The sequence below is a fragment of the Parvimonas sp. D9 genome, assembly GCF_035282565.1.
Taxonomy (GTDB): Bacteria; Bacillota; Clostridia; order Tissierellales; family Peptoniphilaceae; genus Parvimonas; species Parvimonas micra.
Window position 1 is genome coordinate 1 of the sequence record NZ_JAYKBM010000007.1, and the last position, 16,040, is coordinate 16,040.

Here is a 16,040-nt window from a genome sequence, read left to right on the forward strand (position 1 = left end):
TATAAACAATCTTCTTTCCCGCTTTGTATTCGTCAAGATCTGTAAAGCTTCCTGTCCAGTTATTTGCTTTTGTTAAAGTAAGTGTCTTGTCAGTTGGTACTCCATCTGCAATCAATCTGACTATTACACTGTTAGGTCTTACTCCGTCTTGGTCATTTTTGTCTTCCCAAGCTTTTGTTACTTTAATACTTGTTTTGCTAGGAGTACGTGAATTTTTAACATTATATCCATCTACAATTTTTGTATATCCTGTTACTTCTTCTTCATCTATACTGTATTTGATTAGTTTGCCTTTTTCATACTTATCAAGATTTTCAAAAGAATAAGTCCATTTACCTGTTGCATCAGCTTCTACTTCTTTTGTTTCTACAACTATAGGAGTTTCATTTTCAACTTGTTTAAGTAATTTAACCTTAATTTTTGTCGGACGCTTTCCGTCTTGGTTATCTTTATCTTCCCAAGTCTTTTCTCCTGCTATATTTACTTTTTCAGGTGTATGAGTGTTAGTAAGATTATAGCCATCCAATGAACCTACATAACCCGCTACTGAATCTTCTTCTATACTGTATTTAATTTCTTTACCTTTTTCATATTTTGGCAAATTCTTAAATTCATATTTCCAACCATTTGCTTTTGTAACATCTTTTTCTTCTACTTTACTTTTTATTCCGTTTACAGTTTTGTATAAAGTAACCTTAATACTTTCAGGTCTCTTTCCGTCTTGGTCATCATTATCGTTCCAAGTCTTTTCTCCTGCTATATTTACTACTTCAGGTGTATATGAATTTTTAATATTATATCCATCTACAGTTTTTGTATATCCTGTTACTTCTTCTTCATCTATACTGTATTTGATTAGTTTGCCTTTTTCATACTTATCAAGATTTTCAAAAGAATAAGTCCATTTACCTGTTGCATCAGCTTCTACTTCTTTTGTTTCTACAACTATAGGAGTTTCATTTTCAACTTGTTTAAGTAATTTAACCTTAATTTTTGTCGGACGCTTTCCGTCTTGGTTATCTTTATCTTCCCAAGTCTTTTCTCCTGCTATATTTACTTTTTCAGGTGTATATGAATTTTTAATATTATATCCTTCTACAGTTTTTGTATATCCTATTACTTCTTCTTCATCTATACTGTATTTGATTAGTTTGCCTTTTTCATACTTATCAAGATTTTCAAAAGAATAAGTCCATTTACCTGTTGCATCAGCTTCTACTTCTTTTGTTTCTACAACTACAGGAGTTTCATTTTCAACTTGTTTAAGTAATTTAACCTTAATTTTTGTCGGACGCTTTCCATCTTGGTTATCTTTATCTTCCCAAGTCTTTTCTCCTGCTATATTTACTTTTTCAGTTTGTCTTGTATTTATTATTTTAAACTCTGTTTCTGATGGCTGTGTGATAAAACCTGCATATCCATTTCCAACATCTTCTTCTTCAATTGAATAATCAATCTTTTTTCCGTCTTTGTATTCATCAAGATTGTCAAAACTTCCCTTCCAACCATTTTCTTTTGTTAAAGTAAGAGTTTTATTAGTTGGTTGTCCGTTTGCAAATAACTTAACTGTTATACTTTCAGGTCTCTTTCCGTCTTGATTATCTTTATCTTCCCAAGCTTTTGTTACTTTTACTTCTATTTTTGTCTTTTTATTCTTAATAGTTGTAATCGTTGCTTGGCCATCTATAATTTTTACCGGTATAGGCTTGTCATCACGCATATAACCGAGAGGTGCATCTGTCTCTATTATTTCATAATCACCTTGAGAAAGTCTTTCTGTTTCCGCCTCTCCTTTAGCATCAGTCACGATATTCCATACCTTGCTGGTATCTCCTTTTTTTATAATTTTAAACTTTGCATTTGCTAGAGGTTTATCAGTATTATCAGAATCTACTTTTTTAATTTTAATTTTGTTTGTTAAGTCACCACCACCTGAACCATTTCCTTCTGCAGATTGATAATAACTAGATCTTTCAATTGTTTCTTCTTTTGACTTAAATTCTGCTTTATTTTTTAATTTTAATCCTTTTTCATAAGTGGATTTGTAAAATAGATACCACTGTGTTGCATTTAACTTACCATCTGTGGAATAACCTTTGTCCTTTAAGAAATCACTCATTCTAAAGGTAAATTTTCGCATATCTTTGTCAAAAGTAATATAATTTTTCAATTCTTCATATTTAATAGATTTATATTTATCTCCACTTATATCATCTCCGGTACTATTAAACTCTACCTGTTTAAGTCTAAATGTATCCGGTTTATATTTTATATTTAAAGGCAATACTCCCGTTTCAGATGTGAGCTCATCACTAATAACAACATTTGCAAAAATACCCTTTTTAAAATTTAACCTAAGAACCCATTCCGCTTCATTTAAACCATCTTGAGTTTTATTCGCCCACTTTACAAAAACCTCATTATTACTTACATTTGGTTTTGGTTTAATATTATGATTATATGTCTTTCCATCAAAAGTATAAGATATAGTATAACTTCCATCTGATTTCTTAATATATTTAGAAACATTAAATGCTGAATCAAAAGAGAATTCACCCTTTATATTCTCATGTGTTTCTACATATTCATTAAAAGTAACTACAACATCAGCACCACCATTGGTATTAGGAGTTGCAACTAAATGTCCCAAAACTTTCCCGTCTTCCGTTTTTAAATCAAACTCTATTTTATGTGCCAATCTGAATTCTTCCGGAATTTTAATTTTGAAAAAATCTCCTTTTTTTAAAGTCTTACCATGTTTACTAGCATCCCATTTAATCTTTATTTTAAATGCCTCATAGAAATTAAATGTGCCGGTTGGATTTTCATTATTATCTCTTACTATCTTAAACTCTACTATCGTAGCATCAACCTCTTTTGGAGTTCTCATAATATCACGAACTTCAGTAATAAAAGTTTGTTCTTTTGATTTATTTCTTTCAGTGTCAGACTTTTTATCCTTCTCTATCTTTTTATTCTCACTCTTATTTTTTTCTAAAGTTTTTTCTGACATAGAATCTGTCTTTTTACCCTCTTTAGATTTAGTATTATTAGCTTTGATACCAGTTTTTATATCCACTTCTTTTTTTGTTTTTTCTATATCGTTTTCATTATGTTTAGAGCTATCAGTTAAACTCTTTTTGGCATCAGAGTTAATCTTTTTGTCAGTATAAACAATATTATTTTCATTACTCTTATTCGCAAAAGACACTTTTTCAAAACTAGGTGCAACAGTACCGAATAATAACACAAATATCATTAATATACTAATTACATTTTTTTTCACTATATTATCCTCCTTATAATTATTCTTTAAAATGGACCTTATATTTACTTTAATATTTTGATTATTTTATACAAGCAAACTTAAGTCTATTTTTAAAAATACCATAACACTCCAACTTATTCTCTCCTTATATTATATTTATTAGAAATTATAATTATGGTATAAAACTCGTGATGTTTTTTATTATACCATATTTTTTTATAAAATTCAACAAAATATGACGATAGAATTAAAAAAGCCATAAAACAAAGATTCTTCCTTTTTACGTCATCCCGACCGAAGTGAAACGGAGCAGAGAGATCTCATACTTTTGCTTTAGCAAAAGTAAATGTATCGTAGATACATATAGAACTTTTGTTTTTTATTTCTTTCAGACATACTATTATCCTTTTTACAATAAAAAAGAGATAATTTCCATTATCTCTGTACTATAATATTTTTTAAGTAGTCAACATCTTTTATTAATATTTTTTTCGTTTCAATCAACTCTATTATTCCTTTTGAATTTAGTTCCGCAAGTTTTCGGGTTACGGTTTCTCTTGTAAGCCCTGCAAAGGATCCCATATTTTCACGGCTTATATTTAATTCTAACAAAATTCCGTCGGCTTTTTTTATGCCGAAGTTTCTAGCCAAACTTAAAAGAAGTGATGCGACTTTTACATCTGCACTGTTTTCTATAAGTCTTGTTACTAAATCTTCTGCATGACGAATTCTTAAAAAGGATTCTTCCAAAATTTTTATTGTAACTTTTGGATATTTATTTATAATTTTATCAAAACATTCTCTGGAAAGAGAAATGACCAAAGTGTCTTCAATGGCTTGTCCATAGTAGATATAAGCTGTCTTTTTTATAAGATTAAGTCCGCCGATAAAATCATCTTTTTGATAGATATATAGCATTTGTTCAATTCCGGAACTGCTTATCGTAAAAACTTTTATTTTTCCACTTGCTATAATATACATTGTATCGGCTTTATCTCCGGGTTTAAATAAAAATGTATTTTTTTTGTATCTCATTATATTTAATTCATCTTTAAAAACATCTATTTCTTCAGTTGATAAATCAGAAAAAATTTGTAAATTTTGTAAATTAATATCTCTCTTTTTCATTTAAACCTCCTTAAACCATTTTGTAATTTTTATTCTAACATTTATTATAAATAAAATCAACAAATATTCATATTTTTTCGCTTAATGAAAAAACAGGTAAATTAATGATATAAAATTTTCCTGATTTTATTAAAAAAACCGAAAAAATATATTGACAAATATTTTTTTAGATGATAAAATTAATGAAAATAAATTTTAAATTTGAAAGAAAGAGTAGAAAATTGAAAGTTTAAGAGAGTTAGTGGTTGGTGTGAACTAATACGGAAAATTTTTGAAAATCATCTTTTACAAAGGATTCGTGAAATGAGTAAGGAATCCCGCAGTGGTTTGCGTTACAAAAACCCGACATTGTTAGATGTTTGAGTGTTTCATTTTTTGAAAAATTAAGGTGGTACCGCGGAAGTTATTTCGTCCTTTGTTCTAAATAGAACAAAGGACTTTTTTTATTGTGAAACAACAAGGTTCCCGGGTACCCACCCGATGCGAAGCATCGTGGAAGGGTGGGATTCTTATTGCGAAATAATTTACCACCATTTATATAATGAGATTATTTAAACAAAATGTCCAAGATTAAATTTTAGGAGGTTTTTATGAAAAACAATTTATCAAGAGAACAATTTTTTAGTGTGGCAATAATGCTATTCGGTTTATTTTTTGGAGCAGGAAATTTAATATTCCCTCCTCTATTGGGAAAACAAGCAGGTTCTGCAAGTTTTCAAAGTTTATTAGCCTTTGGAGTAACAGCAGTTGTATTCCCAATATTAGGTGTTGTTTGTGTTGCAAAGACTAAAGGTCTTTCAAATCTAGCAGGAAAAGTGGATAAATATTTTGCAATTATATTTACTACTATGATATATATGGCAATAGGACCTGGACTTGGAATCCCAAGAGCAGGAAGCCTTCCTTTTGAAATGGCAGTTGCTCCATTTTTACCAGAAAATGTATCAGTAAATGTGTCAAGACTTGTTTACACTTTTGTATTCTTTTTAGTAGCTTATTTAGTTTGTTTAAAGCCAAATAAATTAGTTTCAAGAATGGGAAAATTTTTGACTCCTGCTCTTTTACTTCTTATAACAGTAATGTTTGTTGGAGTTTTATTTAAAAATCCTAATGCTGTAACAAGTCCTGTTGGAGATTATGTGACTTCTTCAACTGTTAAAGGATTTTTAGAAGGATATAATACAATGGATACAATAGCAGCTTTAAACTTCGGTCTTGTAATTTCACTTGCAATAAAATCTTTCCAAGTTGAAAATGAAGAAAAAGTTATAGGTTATACTGTAAAAGTTGGTTTAGTTGCAGGTTCTTTCCTTTTTGTAATATATGCAATGCTTGCTTATATAGGAATGACAACATCAGGTTTAACTGAAAATGTAAAAAATGGTGCTGAAATATTAACAACAGTTTCACAATATGTATTCGGAAAATTCGGAATAGTTTTACTTGCGAGTATATTTACTCTTGCTTGTCTAACAACTTGTATAGGACTTATAACAAGTATAAGTAAATTTTTTAAAACTATGACAAAAGAAAAAGTATCTTATAATAAATGGATAGTATTTTGGACATTTTTATCATTTTTAGTTGCGAACTTCGGACTTAACACAATATTAAAAGTTTCAGTTCCCGTTTTAGTTGCAATCTATCCTGTTTCAATAGTTTTAATACTACTTGGACTTACAGAAAAATATTTTGGATATAATAAATTTACTTATAGATTAATTTGTTATACAGTAACTTTTATAGCTGTTGTAGAATCATTACAAAGTGTAAATTTAACTTTACCTTTTGTTACTAAATTAGTTTCAAGTCTTCCTTTTTATAGTTTAAGTCTTGGTTGGGTAATTCCAATGGTATTAACTTGGTTTGTAGGAATGAGTTCGAAACTTTTAGAAAATTGTAGAAGTACAGCGTTTAATAAATAAAATCTCGCCCTTCCTAAGTGCTCTACACTGCATGAACAAGATTAACCTTATTGCTTCACAATAATATTGATATAGATACTGTTTTGTGTTAAAATATAGTTCAAGAACTTTATAAGGAGGTTTTTATGGATGATATTTTAAAAATAAGAGGTCTTACTAAAATTTTCGGTCAAACAAGAGCCGTAGATAACGTTGATATGAATATCAAACGTGGAGATATTTACGGATTTATTGGAAGAAACGGTGCCGGTAAGACTACTTTAATAAGAATTTTACTCGGTCTTTGTGAAAAAAGAAGTGGAGAAATTGAACTTTTCGGTTCAAGTAATTTATTTGAAGGAAGAGATAAAATTGGATGTATTGTAGAAAATCCTGCAATATTTCCAAAGATGACTGCAAAGGATAATATAATTGCTCAATCCAAAGTTGTTGGAATTAAACTTAGTGAAGGAGAAATTAATAATTTACTTGAAACTGTAGGATTGGATTTTTCAATGAAAAAGAAAGCGAAAGATTTTTCACTTGGTATGAAACAAAGACTTTCAATAGCCCTTGCACTTGTAGGAAATCCTGAATTTTTAGTACTTGATGAACCTACAAACGGACTGGATCCGGAAGGAATTAGAGATATTAGAAACTTAATTTTAAAATTAAATAGAGAAAAAGATATTACTGTTTTAATTTCAAGCCATATTTTAGGAGAACTTCATAAATTGGCGACAAGATATGGAGTTATAGATAAAGGTAGACTCATTAAAGAATTTACTGCTAAAGAGCTTGATGAAAAAACTGAGGACGGTTTTGAGATAAAAGTTAAAGAGTCAGATGTTCAAAATACAGAAGAATTTTTTAAAGAAAATAATGTAGATTTTACATTTGATGGCGAAAAACTTAAGTTTATAATCTCTAAAGAAGAAAATTCCGACGAAATTCTTAAACAAATAACTTCAAAAGGAGTAATTCCAACTGCTTATGGCTTTAAGAATGTTGATTTGGAAGACTATTTTATGGAACTTATAGGAGGCAAACATGAATAGAGTTTTTAAATATGATGGTTTTAAACTGCAAAAATCAAAATTTTGGTGGATTTGTACATTAATCACAATGGCTTTGACTTGCTTTAGTATATTTTCAGCGTCAGCTCTTTCGTCAAAACTAGGGCAAAAATCTTTCTCTTTTTCTCAATATAGAATAATAACAAATCCTACAACTTTTATATTTTTGATAATTGTATGTATATTTATCGGAAGTGATTTTAAAACAGGAACGATTAAAAATGTTGCATCCAAAGGAATTAAGAGACCTGAAATAGTACTTTCAAAATTAATTTGGAATTTTATTTTAGCAATAGCCTTTATGATTCTTTCAGTACTTTCAGGTCTGATTGCCGTGATTTTATTTACAAAAACTTCAATAAAATCAGATGATTTAGTAGAAATTATAAAATTGACAGCTATTGCAATTCTTGCACTTTGTGCATTTGCTTCAATCTTCACTCTAATCAGCTTTATGGTAAAGAGTTCAGGAGCTGCTATTGCGATTTCAATAATTGTAAGTTTAGTTTTAAATGTATTTGTTAGCCTACTTGAAACGATATTTTTTAAATCAGGCAACTTATCAAGACTTTTTCCTTTTTTCATCTCAAATATAACAGGTGGAGGCGCAACACAAAAAAGTACTACGATTTTTATTATTGCAATGTTTGTTTGGATTATAGTTTGTTCAGTTTTAAGTATCTTGTTTTTCCAAAAACAAGATATAAAATAGTAAACAAAAAAGGAGTTTGGACTCCTTTTTTTATTGCGAAGCAACAAGGTTCCCGGGTACCCACCCGATGTGAAGCATCACGGAAGGGTGGGGTTTTTATTGCGAAGCAACAAGGTTCCCGGGTACCCACCCGATGCAAAGCATCGCGGAAGGGTAGGGTTTTTATTGCGAAGCAACAAGGTTCCCGGGTACCCACCCGATGCGAAGCATCGCGGAAGGGTGGGGTTTTTATTGCGAAGCAACAAGGTTCCCGGGTACCCACCCGATGCGAAGCATCGTGGAAGGGTGGGGTTCTTATTTACTTAACTATAATTTTATACAAGCCCTTTGTAGGACATACGATCAAATGTAAATGTATGGTAGATACATTTTGTGGATTTTTTCATAATAATGGAGCTTTAGATTTGCATAGTAATTTTATCCAACTATTTTTTAGTCCTTTGCAGGACTCACTATTATTTGTAAACAAATAATAGTATGAGATCTCTCCATTCCGCTAACGCTACAGTCGAGATGACGTGTTAGGGGCATTTATTCGCAAAGAACTTTAACGTGAATTATTTTATTTTACGGACAATGACTCCGTCAGACCTACTTTTGTTTATAAGTAAACAACGTTAGGGCTAGATTCATTTCACTCAGCTTCGCTTCATTTCAATTAAAATGACGTGTTAGGGGATATTTCTTTTCAAAGTATTGCGACGTGAATTATTTTGTTTTATATAATATATTTAAATATAATTATATGATTTTTTGTTTTTTTCTATTATATTTTTTCATAATATATTTATAAAGATAATTTGAAGTTTATCTACTTTTAACGTCCAGCCATAAAACGAAGATTTTTCCCTTATACGTCATCTCGACTGTAACGAAGCGAAGCTGAGTGCAACGGAGAGATCTCATACTTTTGCTTTAGCAAAAGTAAATGTATCGTAGATACATCGAACATAGAATTATCACAAAAAAAAGCAGATATTTTTTCATATCTACTTTTTTATACATCATTTTCCTATTTATATTACAATACTCCAGCCGTTTCCTAAAATCAAATTTGATATTAGAAAGGCCAATAAATTAGAAAGTATGACCATTGGAAATAGTATAAATATTATCTCAACAAATCCAAAAAGAAGGAAACCACCATCTCTTTGTCCAAAAAGTAAACTGTATAAATTGTACTTAAAGTAATACAAAGAAGTTTTTCCTTTACTATAATCCCCATACTTTTTAAAAAACCATATCCAAGCCATCTCTCTAATATAAACCATAAGTCGATAGGCTGTAGTTGCTGATATAATTATTCCGATAACAAATGTATATGAAAGAAAACTGTATTCAAAATACAGACGCGTTATTGTTATGTAAATAATCAAAACAATTTCTATTGTAAAAATCCATTTTATATATTTTCTCATTATAAATTTATTTTCAACTTTAGGTTTTTTTGCCAAAAGAATAAAAATAACTACTAAAACAACTAAAGCTATGGCTTTTACAATTCCCTCTAAAATATACATTAACTTTCAACTCCCTTTAAAATTGACCTATTGTTACTTATAGGATAAATCCGCTTCTATTAATTTCCCATTTTTTGCTTCTTCAGGTATTATTATTTCTTTAACTTCATTAATTTCAGAAAACTTTGCTGTAAATTCTTCATCTAAAGATACGGAAATAACTCTCTGTCCATCTTTAAAATATGCAAATTTAGCTTTTATTTCACATTCTATCGGCAAAAAGGTCTTTTTATCAATTATATATTTTACTTCAATTTTTTCAGGCAATAGCTGTTTTATTAATCTATCTATATCCGGTTGAATCAAGGTTGTAATTTTTGCCAAGACTTCCTTAACAGAAAGATCACTTCCTGAATAAGTAATTTCATAAAACAAGTCCTGTTCCGATACTTTGATTTTATTTTTAATAGAGTTTAAAAATTCTGTTACACTTTCAAAGTTTGTAAGGCTTATTCTACGGTTATACGATTGTCTAAACTTTTCGTTTATAGCCTTCTTCCAAGTGTTAGTTTCTACATCTTCTATATAGACCGTATCGTCTGTAATATAAAATATATTCTCTACCTTTTGTCCATTTCTTTCTTCATTACGACTAATTTTTACAATTGACGGATTTGTAGTTATGGAGCTGTTTAAAGTTATAATTGAATTTACATTTTTATCCGGATTTGTGAAATTTAGTTTAGTTTCTATTTTTGCATTTGTACTTTTTATTGATTTTGTGGCATTACTAATTTTATTAATTAAATCTTCATTTACAGTATTATCTCTATTAAACGAACAACCTACTGCTATAATAAAAAACGAAAAAATAGTTAAAAATACTAGAATTTTTTGTATTATCTTCATATCACACCTCCAAAACAAATGCTAATTACATTTTAATATATCTTTAATAAAATGTAAATATAAGTTTTGAAGCAAAAATGCAGACATTCAGTCTGCATTAAATTATTTTTCTCTAATTTCTTCAATTATTTTGCATTTTTTACTTCATCAGGAATTGCTATTTCTTTAACTTGGTTGATGTCAAAATAATTTGCTTTTATATCCATATCAAAGGAGATTGTTTTAGTTCCTTGTGAAACCTTAACTGTTGACTTTATTTCACAGTCTGTTGGATAAAATGTCTTTTTATCAACTAGGTATTTTATTTCAAGTTTTTCAATTTCCATATTTTTAAGAATTTTTTCTGAATTTTGTTGAGTTGAAATTATAGCTTTTTTCAAGGATTCTTTAGCTGAATCGTCAATTCCTGAATAAGTAACTTCATAATTTGAGCCCTTTTCTTCTACATTCAAATTCTTTTCAACAGATTTTAAAAGCTCTACCATATTGTCAAATTTAGCAATATTTTTTCTATCTTCAAATGCTTTTCTTAAATTTGCATCTTTAGCAGGTACCCACTGATTGTAAATATTTTTTATATATATCTTTTCTCCCAGCATATACATATTAATATCTCTACTTTGACCACCAGTTTCTACCTTTCCATCTACTTTTACGACAAATGGATTTTCAGTAGCTTCTGCGTCCATTGTAACAGTTGTAACTATATTTTTACCTGAAAGATTAACACTTAATTTGCTTTCCACTTTTGACTTCGAACTTTTTACAGATTTCGAAGATTCGTCAATCTTCTTAACAATCTCTTCATTACTCATCTTACTATTTGATGAACAGCCTACTGCTCCAATAGAAAGAGAACAAAGAGCAAGAGCCATTAATATTCTTTGTAATTTTTTCATAATTAACCTCCTTAGTCAATGTGTAACTATATAGTAATATATTTTTAATTGCCTTTTTATTTCATTTCCGGAGCATTTTTAACTTCATCCGGTATTTTTATCGGTTCAACTTTATTTATATCAGAATAAGTTAATTTCGTTTCTGAATCAAATGACACAGAACCTTGCTCTTGTTTAACAGTAGCTTTTATCTTTATCTCACAATCTACCGGATAAAAGGTAGTTTTATCAATTATATATTTTACTTCATAATTTTCAAGAGTCATATTTTCAAATGACTTTGCCAAAGTAGGTTAAATTGAAAGTGATGCTTTTTCAAGTACTTGTTTAGCTGTTTCGTCCTTTCCGGAATAAGTAACCACATAGTTTGAACCCTCTTCAACTATTGAAATATTTTTTTCTACAGCTTTAATTAATTCAGGAATAGTCGCTAAATTTCCAACATCTTTTTGTTTTCCGAAAACATTTTTGAAATTTCCATTTTTAATTTTATACCATTTTTTATCAAATGATGATTGAAAATACATATCTTCTTCATTAAAATACATATTGTATCCACTGGATTTTTGTCCAACTATAGTAGTCTTTCCTTCTAATTTAACTACAAGTGGTTCTAATGAAATTGTTGATTCAATTTCTGAATTACAAGTTGCTCCTTTTCCAAAAATATCACTTTTTACTTTGCTTTGAACTTTAACTTTTGTGCTTTTTACTGCTTTTGAAGCTTCTAAAATTTTATTTGAAAGTTCTTCAGCTGATATTGTATTTTCTTTTTTTTGATTATTATTTGTATTATTATTGTTATTATTGTTATTATCACTTTTTGATGAACAGCCTACTGCTATAAAAGAAACTGAGCAAATAGCAAGAGCCATTAATATTTTTTTTATTTTTTTCATAATAACCCCCTAAATCAATGTGTGTAAGTATATATTAATATATTTTTTTAAAAAAGTAAAGACTTAAAATATTCAAAAAAAATGCAGATAAACTTTCATTTATCTGCATTAAAATTTCTTTAATTAGCTTTATAGTCTTTTGCATTTTTAACTTCATCAGGAATTACTATTTCCTTAACTTGATTTATATCAGAATACTTGATTTTCATTTCCATATCAAATGATATAGTTTGACCAGCTTCTGAAACTTTCATTCCTGTTTTAATTTCACATTCTGTTGGATAAAATGTCTTTTTATCTATAACATATTTGATATCAAGCTTTTCTATTTCCATATTCTTAAGTGCTTTTGCTGCATCCGGTTGACTTGAAACCATCATTTTCTTCAAGGCTTCTTTAGCCGAATCGTCAACTCCTGAATAAGTAGCTTCATAATTCGAACCCTTTTCTTCTACTTTTACATTTTTTTGCATTATATTTAAAAGCTCTACTACATCATTGAAATTAGCTGAATTTTTACGTTTTTCCAATGTTTTTTTTATATTTTCATCCTTAACATTCATCCACTCTTTAGTATTAATATTTTGAAGATATATATTTCCTTCAGTTATATACATATTCATATCAAAACTTTTTCCAAAAGTTTGTGTTTTTCCGGTAATTTTTACAGTCAACGGTTCTGAAATTGACTCTGCTTCCATTGTTACAGATGTAGCAATATCTTTACCGCCAAGATTAAAAGCTACTTTACTTTCAATATTTGCTTTTGAACTCTTTACTGATTTTGAAGACTCGCTAATCTTCTTAACAATATCTTCATTACTCATCTTTCCATTTGATGAGCAGCCTACTGCTGTAATAGAAAGTGAGCAAATAGCAAGAGCCATTAAAATTCTTTTAATTCTTTTCATTTCAAACCTCCTAAATAAACGCCTACTTATATTTTAATCCCTTTTCAATAAAAAGTAAATACTTACAACAAATCACAACAAAATTTGTGTGTAAAATTTATTGTTCATTTATTTCATACACTTTTTTATTAGCCAACGCTTCGTCAATGAGTCTATCCACATCTAAAAGAGATAAACTGTTATTTATATCTTCAATCTTCGGTTTTGTTACCGGATGTTTTGGTAAAAACACGGTACAACAATCCTCAAAAGGTAAGATACTAGTTTCATAAGTGTCAATCATTCTTGCAATGTCAATGATTTCAGTTTTATCCATTGCAATTAAAGGTCTTAAAATTGAAATTTTAGTAGATTTATCCACAACTGTAATTCCTTGAATAGTTTGACTTGCAACCTGTCCAAGACTTTCTCCTGTAATTAAAGCGTGATAATTTTGTTTAATCGCAAGTTTTTCTGCAATTTTCATCATAAAAATTCTACCTAGAATAGTAATTTCTTTTTCAGGGCATTTGCTTGCAATTTCTTTTTGAATCGGTAAAAGATTTATGCTTGTCATTGTAAATTTTCCAACATAATTTGAAAGTATTTTTGCAAGGTCTTTAACTTTTTCCTCTCCTCTTTCACTTGTAAAAGGATAAGAATGGAAATGTATTGCTCCGATTTCCATACCTCTTTTGCCCATAACAAAACCAGCAACGGGACTGTCGATTCCACCTGAAAGAAGCAAAAGTCCTCTTCCACTTGAACCTATTGGAAGCCCACCAAAGCCCTTATATCTCTTTACATAAACATAAACATATTCTTTAACATCTACGAAAATTGGCATTTGTGGATTATGAACGTCAACCTTTAAAAGATTTCCAAAATTTTTAAGTACAACTCCTCCAAGATCCCTCGAAAGTTCAGGAGATTTTGGAGTAAATTTCTTATCAACTCTATTTACAAAAACTTTAAAAGTCTTTTCTTCATTTATCCCTAAATCACTTACTAAAACTCTTGTCGCCTCTCTTATGTTTTCAAGCTTTTTTTCAGTTCTTAAAACTTCACAGATATAGAAAATTCCAAAAACTTTTTTAATTTGTTCAATCATTTCATCAAAAAGCTCTCTATCTGCCTTTATATAGACTTTTCCCTGCTCCTTGTAAAATTCTTCAACTTCAAAATCTGCTATCGCCTTTTTTATCTTTCTTATTATTCTATTTTCAAAATCTTTTCTATTATCTCCTTTTAAAGTCAACTCTCCAAAGCTGACGCTAATTAAATAATCCATTATCTTCCTCTTTTCATAATCATTCTAATTTCATTTACATACTTTTCTAAATTTTCAATAAAAATTTTAATTTCTTCTTCTGTATTAAACTCTGAAAGAGAAATCCTTACAACTCCGTCATTATATTTATTATCAAGCCCTATTCCGTCAAAAGTTCTACTCTTTTTACCCTTACTACAAGCAGAGCCTGTTGAAATATAAATCTTTTCACTCTCCAAGAAATGTAAAAGCACCTCACTTCTGATATTTTCAAAAGCGACAGTTACAATATTCGGAACTCCGTCTTTAGTAGTTAAAAATTTGTGATTTTCTATTTTTGAAATGCCTGAAATCAGTATATCTCTTAAATTTTCCAAATGTTTTTTTCTATTCTCAAGATTTTCATACATAAATTCAGTAGCGACCTTTAACCCCATTATTCCTGCGACATTTTCCGTTCCTGATCTAAAGTCTTTTTCCTGACCTCCACCCAAAACAAAAGGTCTTAAATTTATATTTTTATTTACATATATTGCACCAATTCCCTTTTGAGCGTGAATTTTATGTCCACTCAAAGTTAAAATATCAATCTTGGATTTTTTTACATCAATATCGACTTTTCCGAAAGCCTGTGCGGAGTCAACATGAAAAATACATTTCTTATTCTTTTCCTTAATAGCTTTTCCAATGCTTTCAACATCTTGAATAATACCAAGCTCATTATGAACATAGGCTATTGAAACTATTTCAGTATTTTCATCAACGAGATTTTTTACACTTTCAATGTCGATATATCCTAATTCATCCAATTTTAAAAATCTAATCTCTTTTTTCTCTTTTAAAAATTTATAGACATTAAAAACAGAGGAGTGTTCAATCTCCGTTGAAACAATATTTTTTCCCTTTGCAGTTGAAATCGCTCCAAAAATTGCAGTATTATTTCCTTCTGTTGCACAGGAGTTAAAAAATACCTCTTCAGCCTTGCAATTTATATATTTTGATATAACTTCTCTACAAGAATTTATATCTTTAGAAACAGAATATCCGAAATCATAAAGAGATGATGGATTTCCGTAATTTTCTTTTAAATATTTTACCATAATATCTATAACTTCATCGCGAACTCTTGTAGTCGCAGCATTATCTAAATAAATCATAAAAACTCCTTAAAAACTCTTTTCATTAACAATATTTTAATATAAAATTGGGAAATAAGCAACTTTATTACTAAATAAGCATTTAGACGACTTACATAATAACTTTATTTTTTAGTCCTTTGCAGGACTTACTATTATTTGTAAACAAATAACAGTATGAGATCTCCGCAGTCGATTGTACTCAAATCAAAGATTTGAACAATCTTTGCGTCAGACCTACTATTGCTTGTAAACAAGCAAAGTTAGGGCTAGATTCACTACGGTCGAGATGACGTGTTAAGGAAAATTTCTATTTAAAGTATTGTGACGTGAGTTATTTCATTTTTATATACAACGACTCCGTCAGACCTAATTTCGTTTACAAGTAAAACAAATGTATCGTAGATACATAAAAGTAAAACTTTCTTGTTAAATATGACTTTAAGAGATTTGCATAATTATTTTATCCTTTTATTTTTAAGTCCTTTA

At 29.2% G+C, this 16,040-nt stretch carries 12 protein-coding genes, 1 pseudogene and 1 other annotated feature; of the genes and pseudogenes, 4 read left to right on the forward strand and 9 right to left on the reverse strand.

All coding sequences use genetic code 11. The annotated features are described in order from the left end of the window. Together VJI94_RS06625 and VJI94_RS06630 are read right to left on the reverse strand one after the other, a co-directional pair. On the reverse strand, positions 1-3,286 hold a 3,286-nt coding region (locus VJI94_RS06625; protein ID WP_324008770.1), incomplete at its 3' end, for a Cna B-type domain-containing protein. Between the two features lie 417 nt (positions 3,287-3,703). Continuing rightward, positions 3,704-4,396, reverse strand: coding sequence for a Crp/Fnr family transcriptional regulator (locus tag VJI94_RS06630; protein ID WP_118059230.1), 693 nt, complete (start codon positions 4,394-4,396; stop codon positions 3,704-3,706). A 195-nt stretch (positions 4,397-4,591) separates the two neighbouring features. After that, positions 4,592-4,815 (forward strand) — a binding site (T-box leader). Positions 4,816-4,986: 171 nt separating this feature from the next. Here VJI94_RS06630 and brnQ point away from each other — a divergent pair. From brnQ to VJI94_RS06650, 4 genes are all read left to right on the forward strand, one after another. Then, positions 4,987-6,321: a branched-chain amino acid transport system II carrier protein gene (brnQ, locus tag VJI94_RS06635; RefSeq protein WP_324008771.1), complete on the forward strand. Its 1,335-nt coding sequence runs from the start codon at positions 4,987-4,989 to the stop codon at positions 6,319-6,321. A gap of 125 nt (positions 6,322-6,446) precedes the next feature. Next, on the forward strand, positions 6,447-7,358 hold the full coding sequence (locus tag VJI94_RS06640) for an ATP-binding cassette domain-containing protein (protein WP_324008772.1): 912 nt from the start codon (positions 6,447-6,449) through the stop codon (positions 7,356-7,358). Further along, on the forward strand, positions 7,351-8,088 hold the full coding sequence (locus VJI94_RS06645) for an ABC transporter permease (RefSeq protein ID WP_324008773.1): 738 nt from the start codon (positions 7,351-7,353) through the stop codon (positions 8,086-8,088). Before VJI94_RS06640 ends, VJI94_RS06645 begins: the two co-directional genes overlap by 8 nt. Next, positions 8,028-8,561 carry a hypothetical protein gene (locus tag VJI94_RS06650; protein ID WP_324008774.1) on the forward strand — a complete coding sequence of 178 codons (534 nt, stop codon included), beginning with the start codon at positions 8,028-8,030 and terminating at the stop codon, positions 8,559-8,561. The genes VJI94_RS06645 and VJI94_RS06650 overlap by 61 nt, the downstream gene beginning before the upstream one ends. A gap of 543 nt (positions 8,562-9,104) precedes the next feature. On the opposite strand, the gene VJI94_RS06655 is transcribed toward VJI94_RS06650, so the two are convergent. The 7 genes and pseudogenes from VJI94_RS06655 to VJI94_RS06685 all read right to left on the reverse strand — a co-directional run bounded on the left by VJI94_RS06655 (position 9,105) and on the right by VJI94_RS06685 (position 15,572). Then, on the reverse strand, positions 9,105-9,608 hold the full coding sequence (locus VJI94_RS06655) for a hypothetical protein (protein WP_324008775.1): 504 nt from the start codon (positions 9,606-9,608) through the stop codon (positions 9,105-9,107). A 33-nt stretch (positions 9,609-9,641) separates the two neighbouring features. Further along, positions 9,642-10,457, reverse strand: a complete 816-nt coding sequence (locus VJI94_RS06660; protein ID WP_324008776.1) for a DUF6612 family protein — start codon at positions 10,455-10,457, stop codon at positions 9,642-9,644. 125 nt (positions 10,458-10,582) lie between these two features. After that, positions 10,583-11,356 carry a DUF6612 family protein gene (locus tag VJI94_RS06665; protein WP_324008777.1) on the reverse strand — a complete coding sequence of 258 codons (774 nt, stop codon included), beginning with the start codon at positions 11,354-11,356 and terminating at the stop codon, positions 10,583-10,585. A gap of 56 nt (positions 11,357-11,412) precedes the next feature. Then, positions 11,413-12,255 (reverse strand): annotated as a pseudogene (locus VJI94_RS06670) (DUF6612 family protein). A 119-nt stretch (positions 12,256-12,374) separates the two neighbouring features. Then, a complete protein-coding gene (locus VJI94_RS06675; protein WP_324008778.1) occupies positions 12,375-13,166 on the reverse strand; it encodes a DUF6612 family protein in 792 nt (263 codons plus the stop codon). Positions 13,167-13,263: 97 nt separating this feature from the next. Beyond that, on the reverse strand, positions 13,264-14,436 hold the full coding sequence (thiI, locus tag VJI94_RS06680; RefSeq protein ID WP_324008779.1) for a tRNA uracil 4-sulfurtransferase ThiI: 1,173 nt from the start codon (positions 14,434-14,436) through the stop codon (positions 13,264-13,266). Beyond that, positions 14,436-15,572, reverse strand: a complete 1,137-nt coding sequence (locus VJI94_RS06685) for a cysteine desulfurase family protein (protein WP_324008780.1) — start codon at positions 15,570-15,572, stop codon at positions 14,436-14,438. Before VJI94_RS06685 ends, thiI begins: the two co-directional genes overlap by 1 nt. Between the last annotated feature and the right edge of the window lie 468 nt (positions 15,573-16,040).

Coding starts and splice junctions, on each gene's coding strand:
- VJI94_RS06630 (WP_118059230.1), bottom strand. CDS start 4,396: ATGAAAAAGAGAGATATTAATTTACAAAATTTACAAATTTTTTCTGAT.
- brnQ (WP_324008771.1), top strand. CDS start 4,987: ATGAAAAACAATTTATCAAGAGAACAATTTTTTAGTGTGGCAATAATG.
- VJI94_RS06640 (WP_324008772.1), top strand. CDS start 6,447: ATGGATGATATTTTAAAAATAAGAGGTCTTACTAAAATTTTCGGTCAA.
- VJI94_RS06645 (WP_324008773.1), top strand. CDS start 7,351: ATGAATAGAGTTTTTAAATATGATGGTTTTAAACTGCAAAAATCAAAA.
- VJI94_RS06655 (WP_324008775.1), bottom strand. CDS start 9,608: ATGTATATTTTAGAGGGAATTGTAAAAGCCATAGCTTTAGTTGTTTTA.
- VJI94_RS06660 (WP_324008776.1), bottom strand. CDS start 10,457: ATGAAGATAATACAAAAAATTCTAGTATTTTTAACTATTTTTTCGTTT.
- VJI94_RS06665 (WP_324008777.1), bottom strand. CDS start 11,356: ATGAAAAAATTACAAAGAATATTAATGGCTCTTGCTCTTTGTTCTCTT.
- VJI94_RS06675 (WP_324008778.1), bottom strand. CDS start 13,166: ATGAAAAGAATTAAAAGAATTTTAATGGCTCTTGCTATTTGCTCACTT.
- thiI (WP_324008779.1), bottom strand. CDS start 14,436: ATGGATTATTTAATTAGCGTCAGCTTTGGAGAGTTGACTTTAAAAGGA.
- VJI94_RS06685 (WP_324008780.1), bottom strand. CDS start 15,572: ATGATTTATTTAGATAATGCTGCGACTACAAGAGTTCGCGATGAAGTT.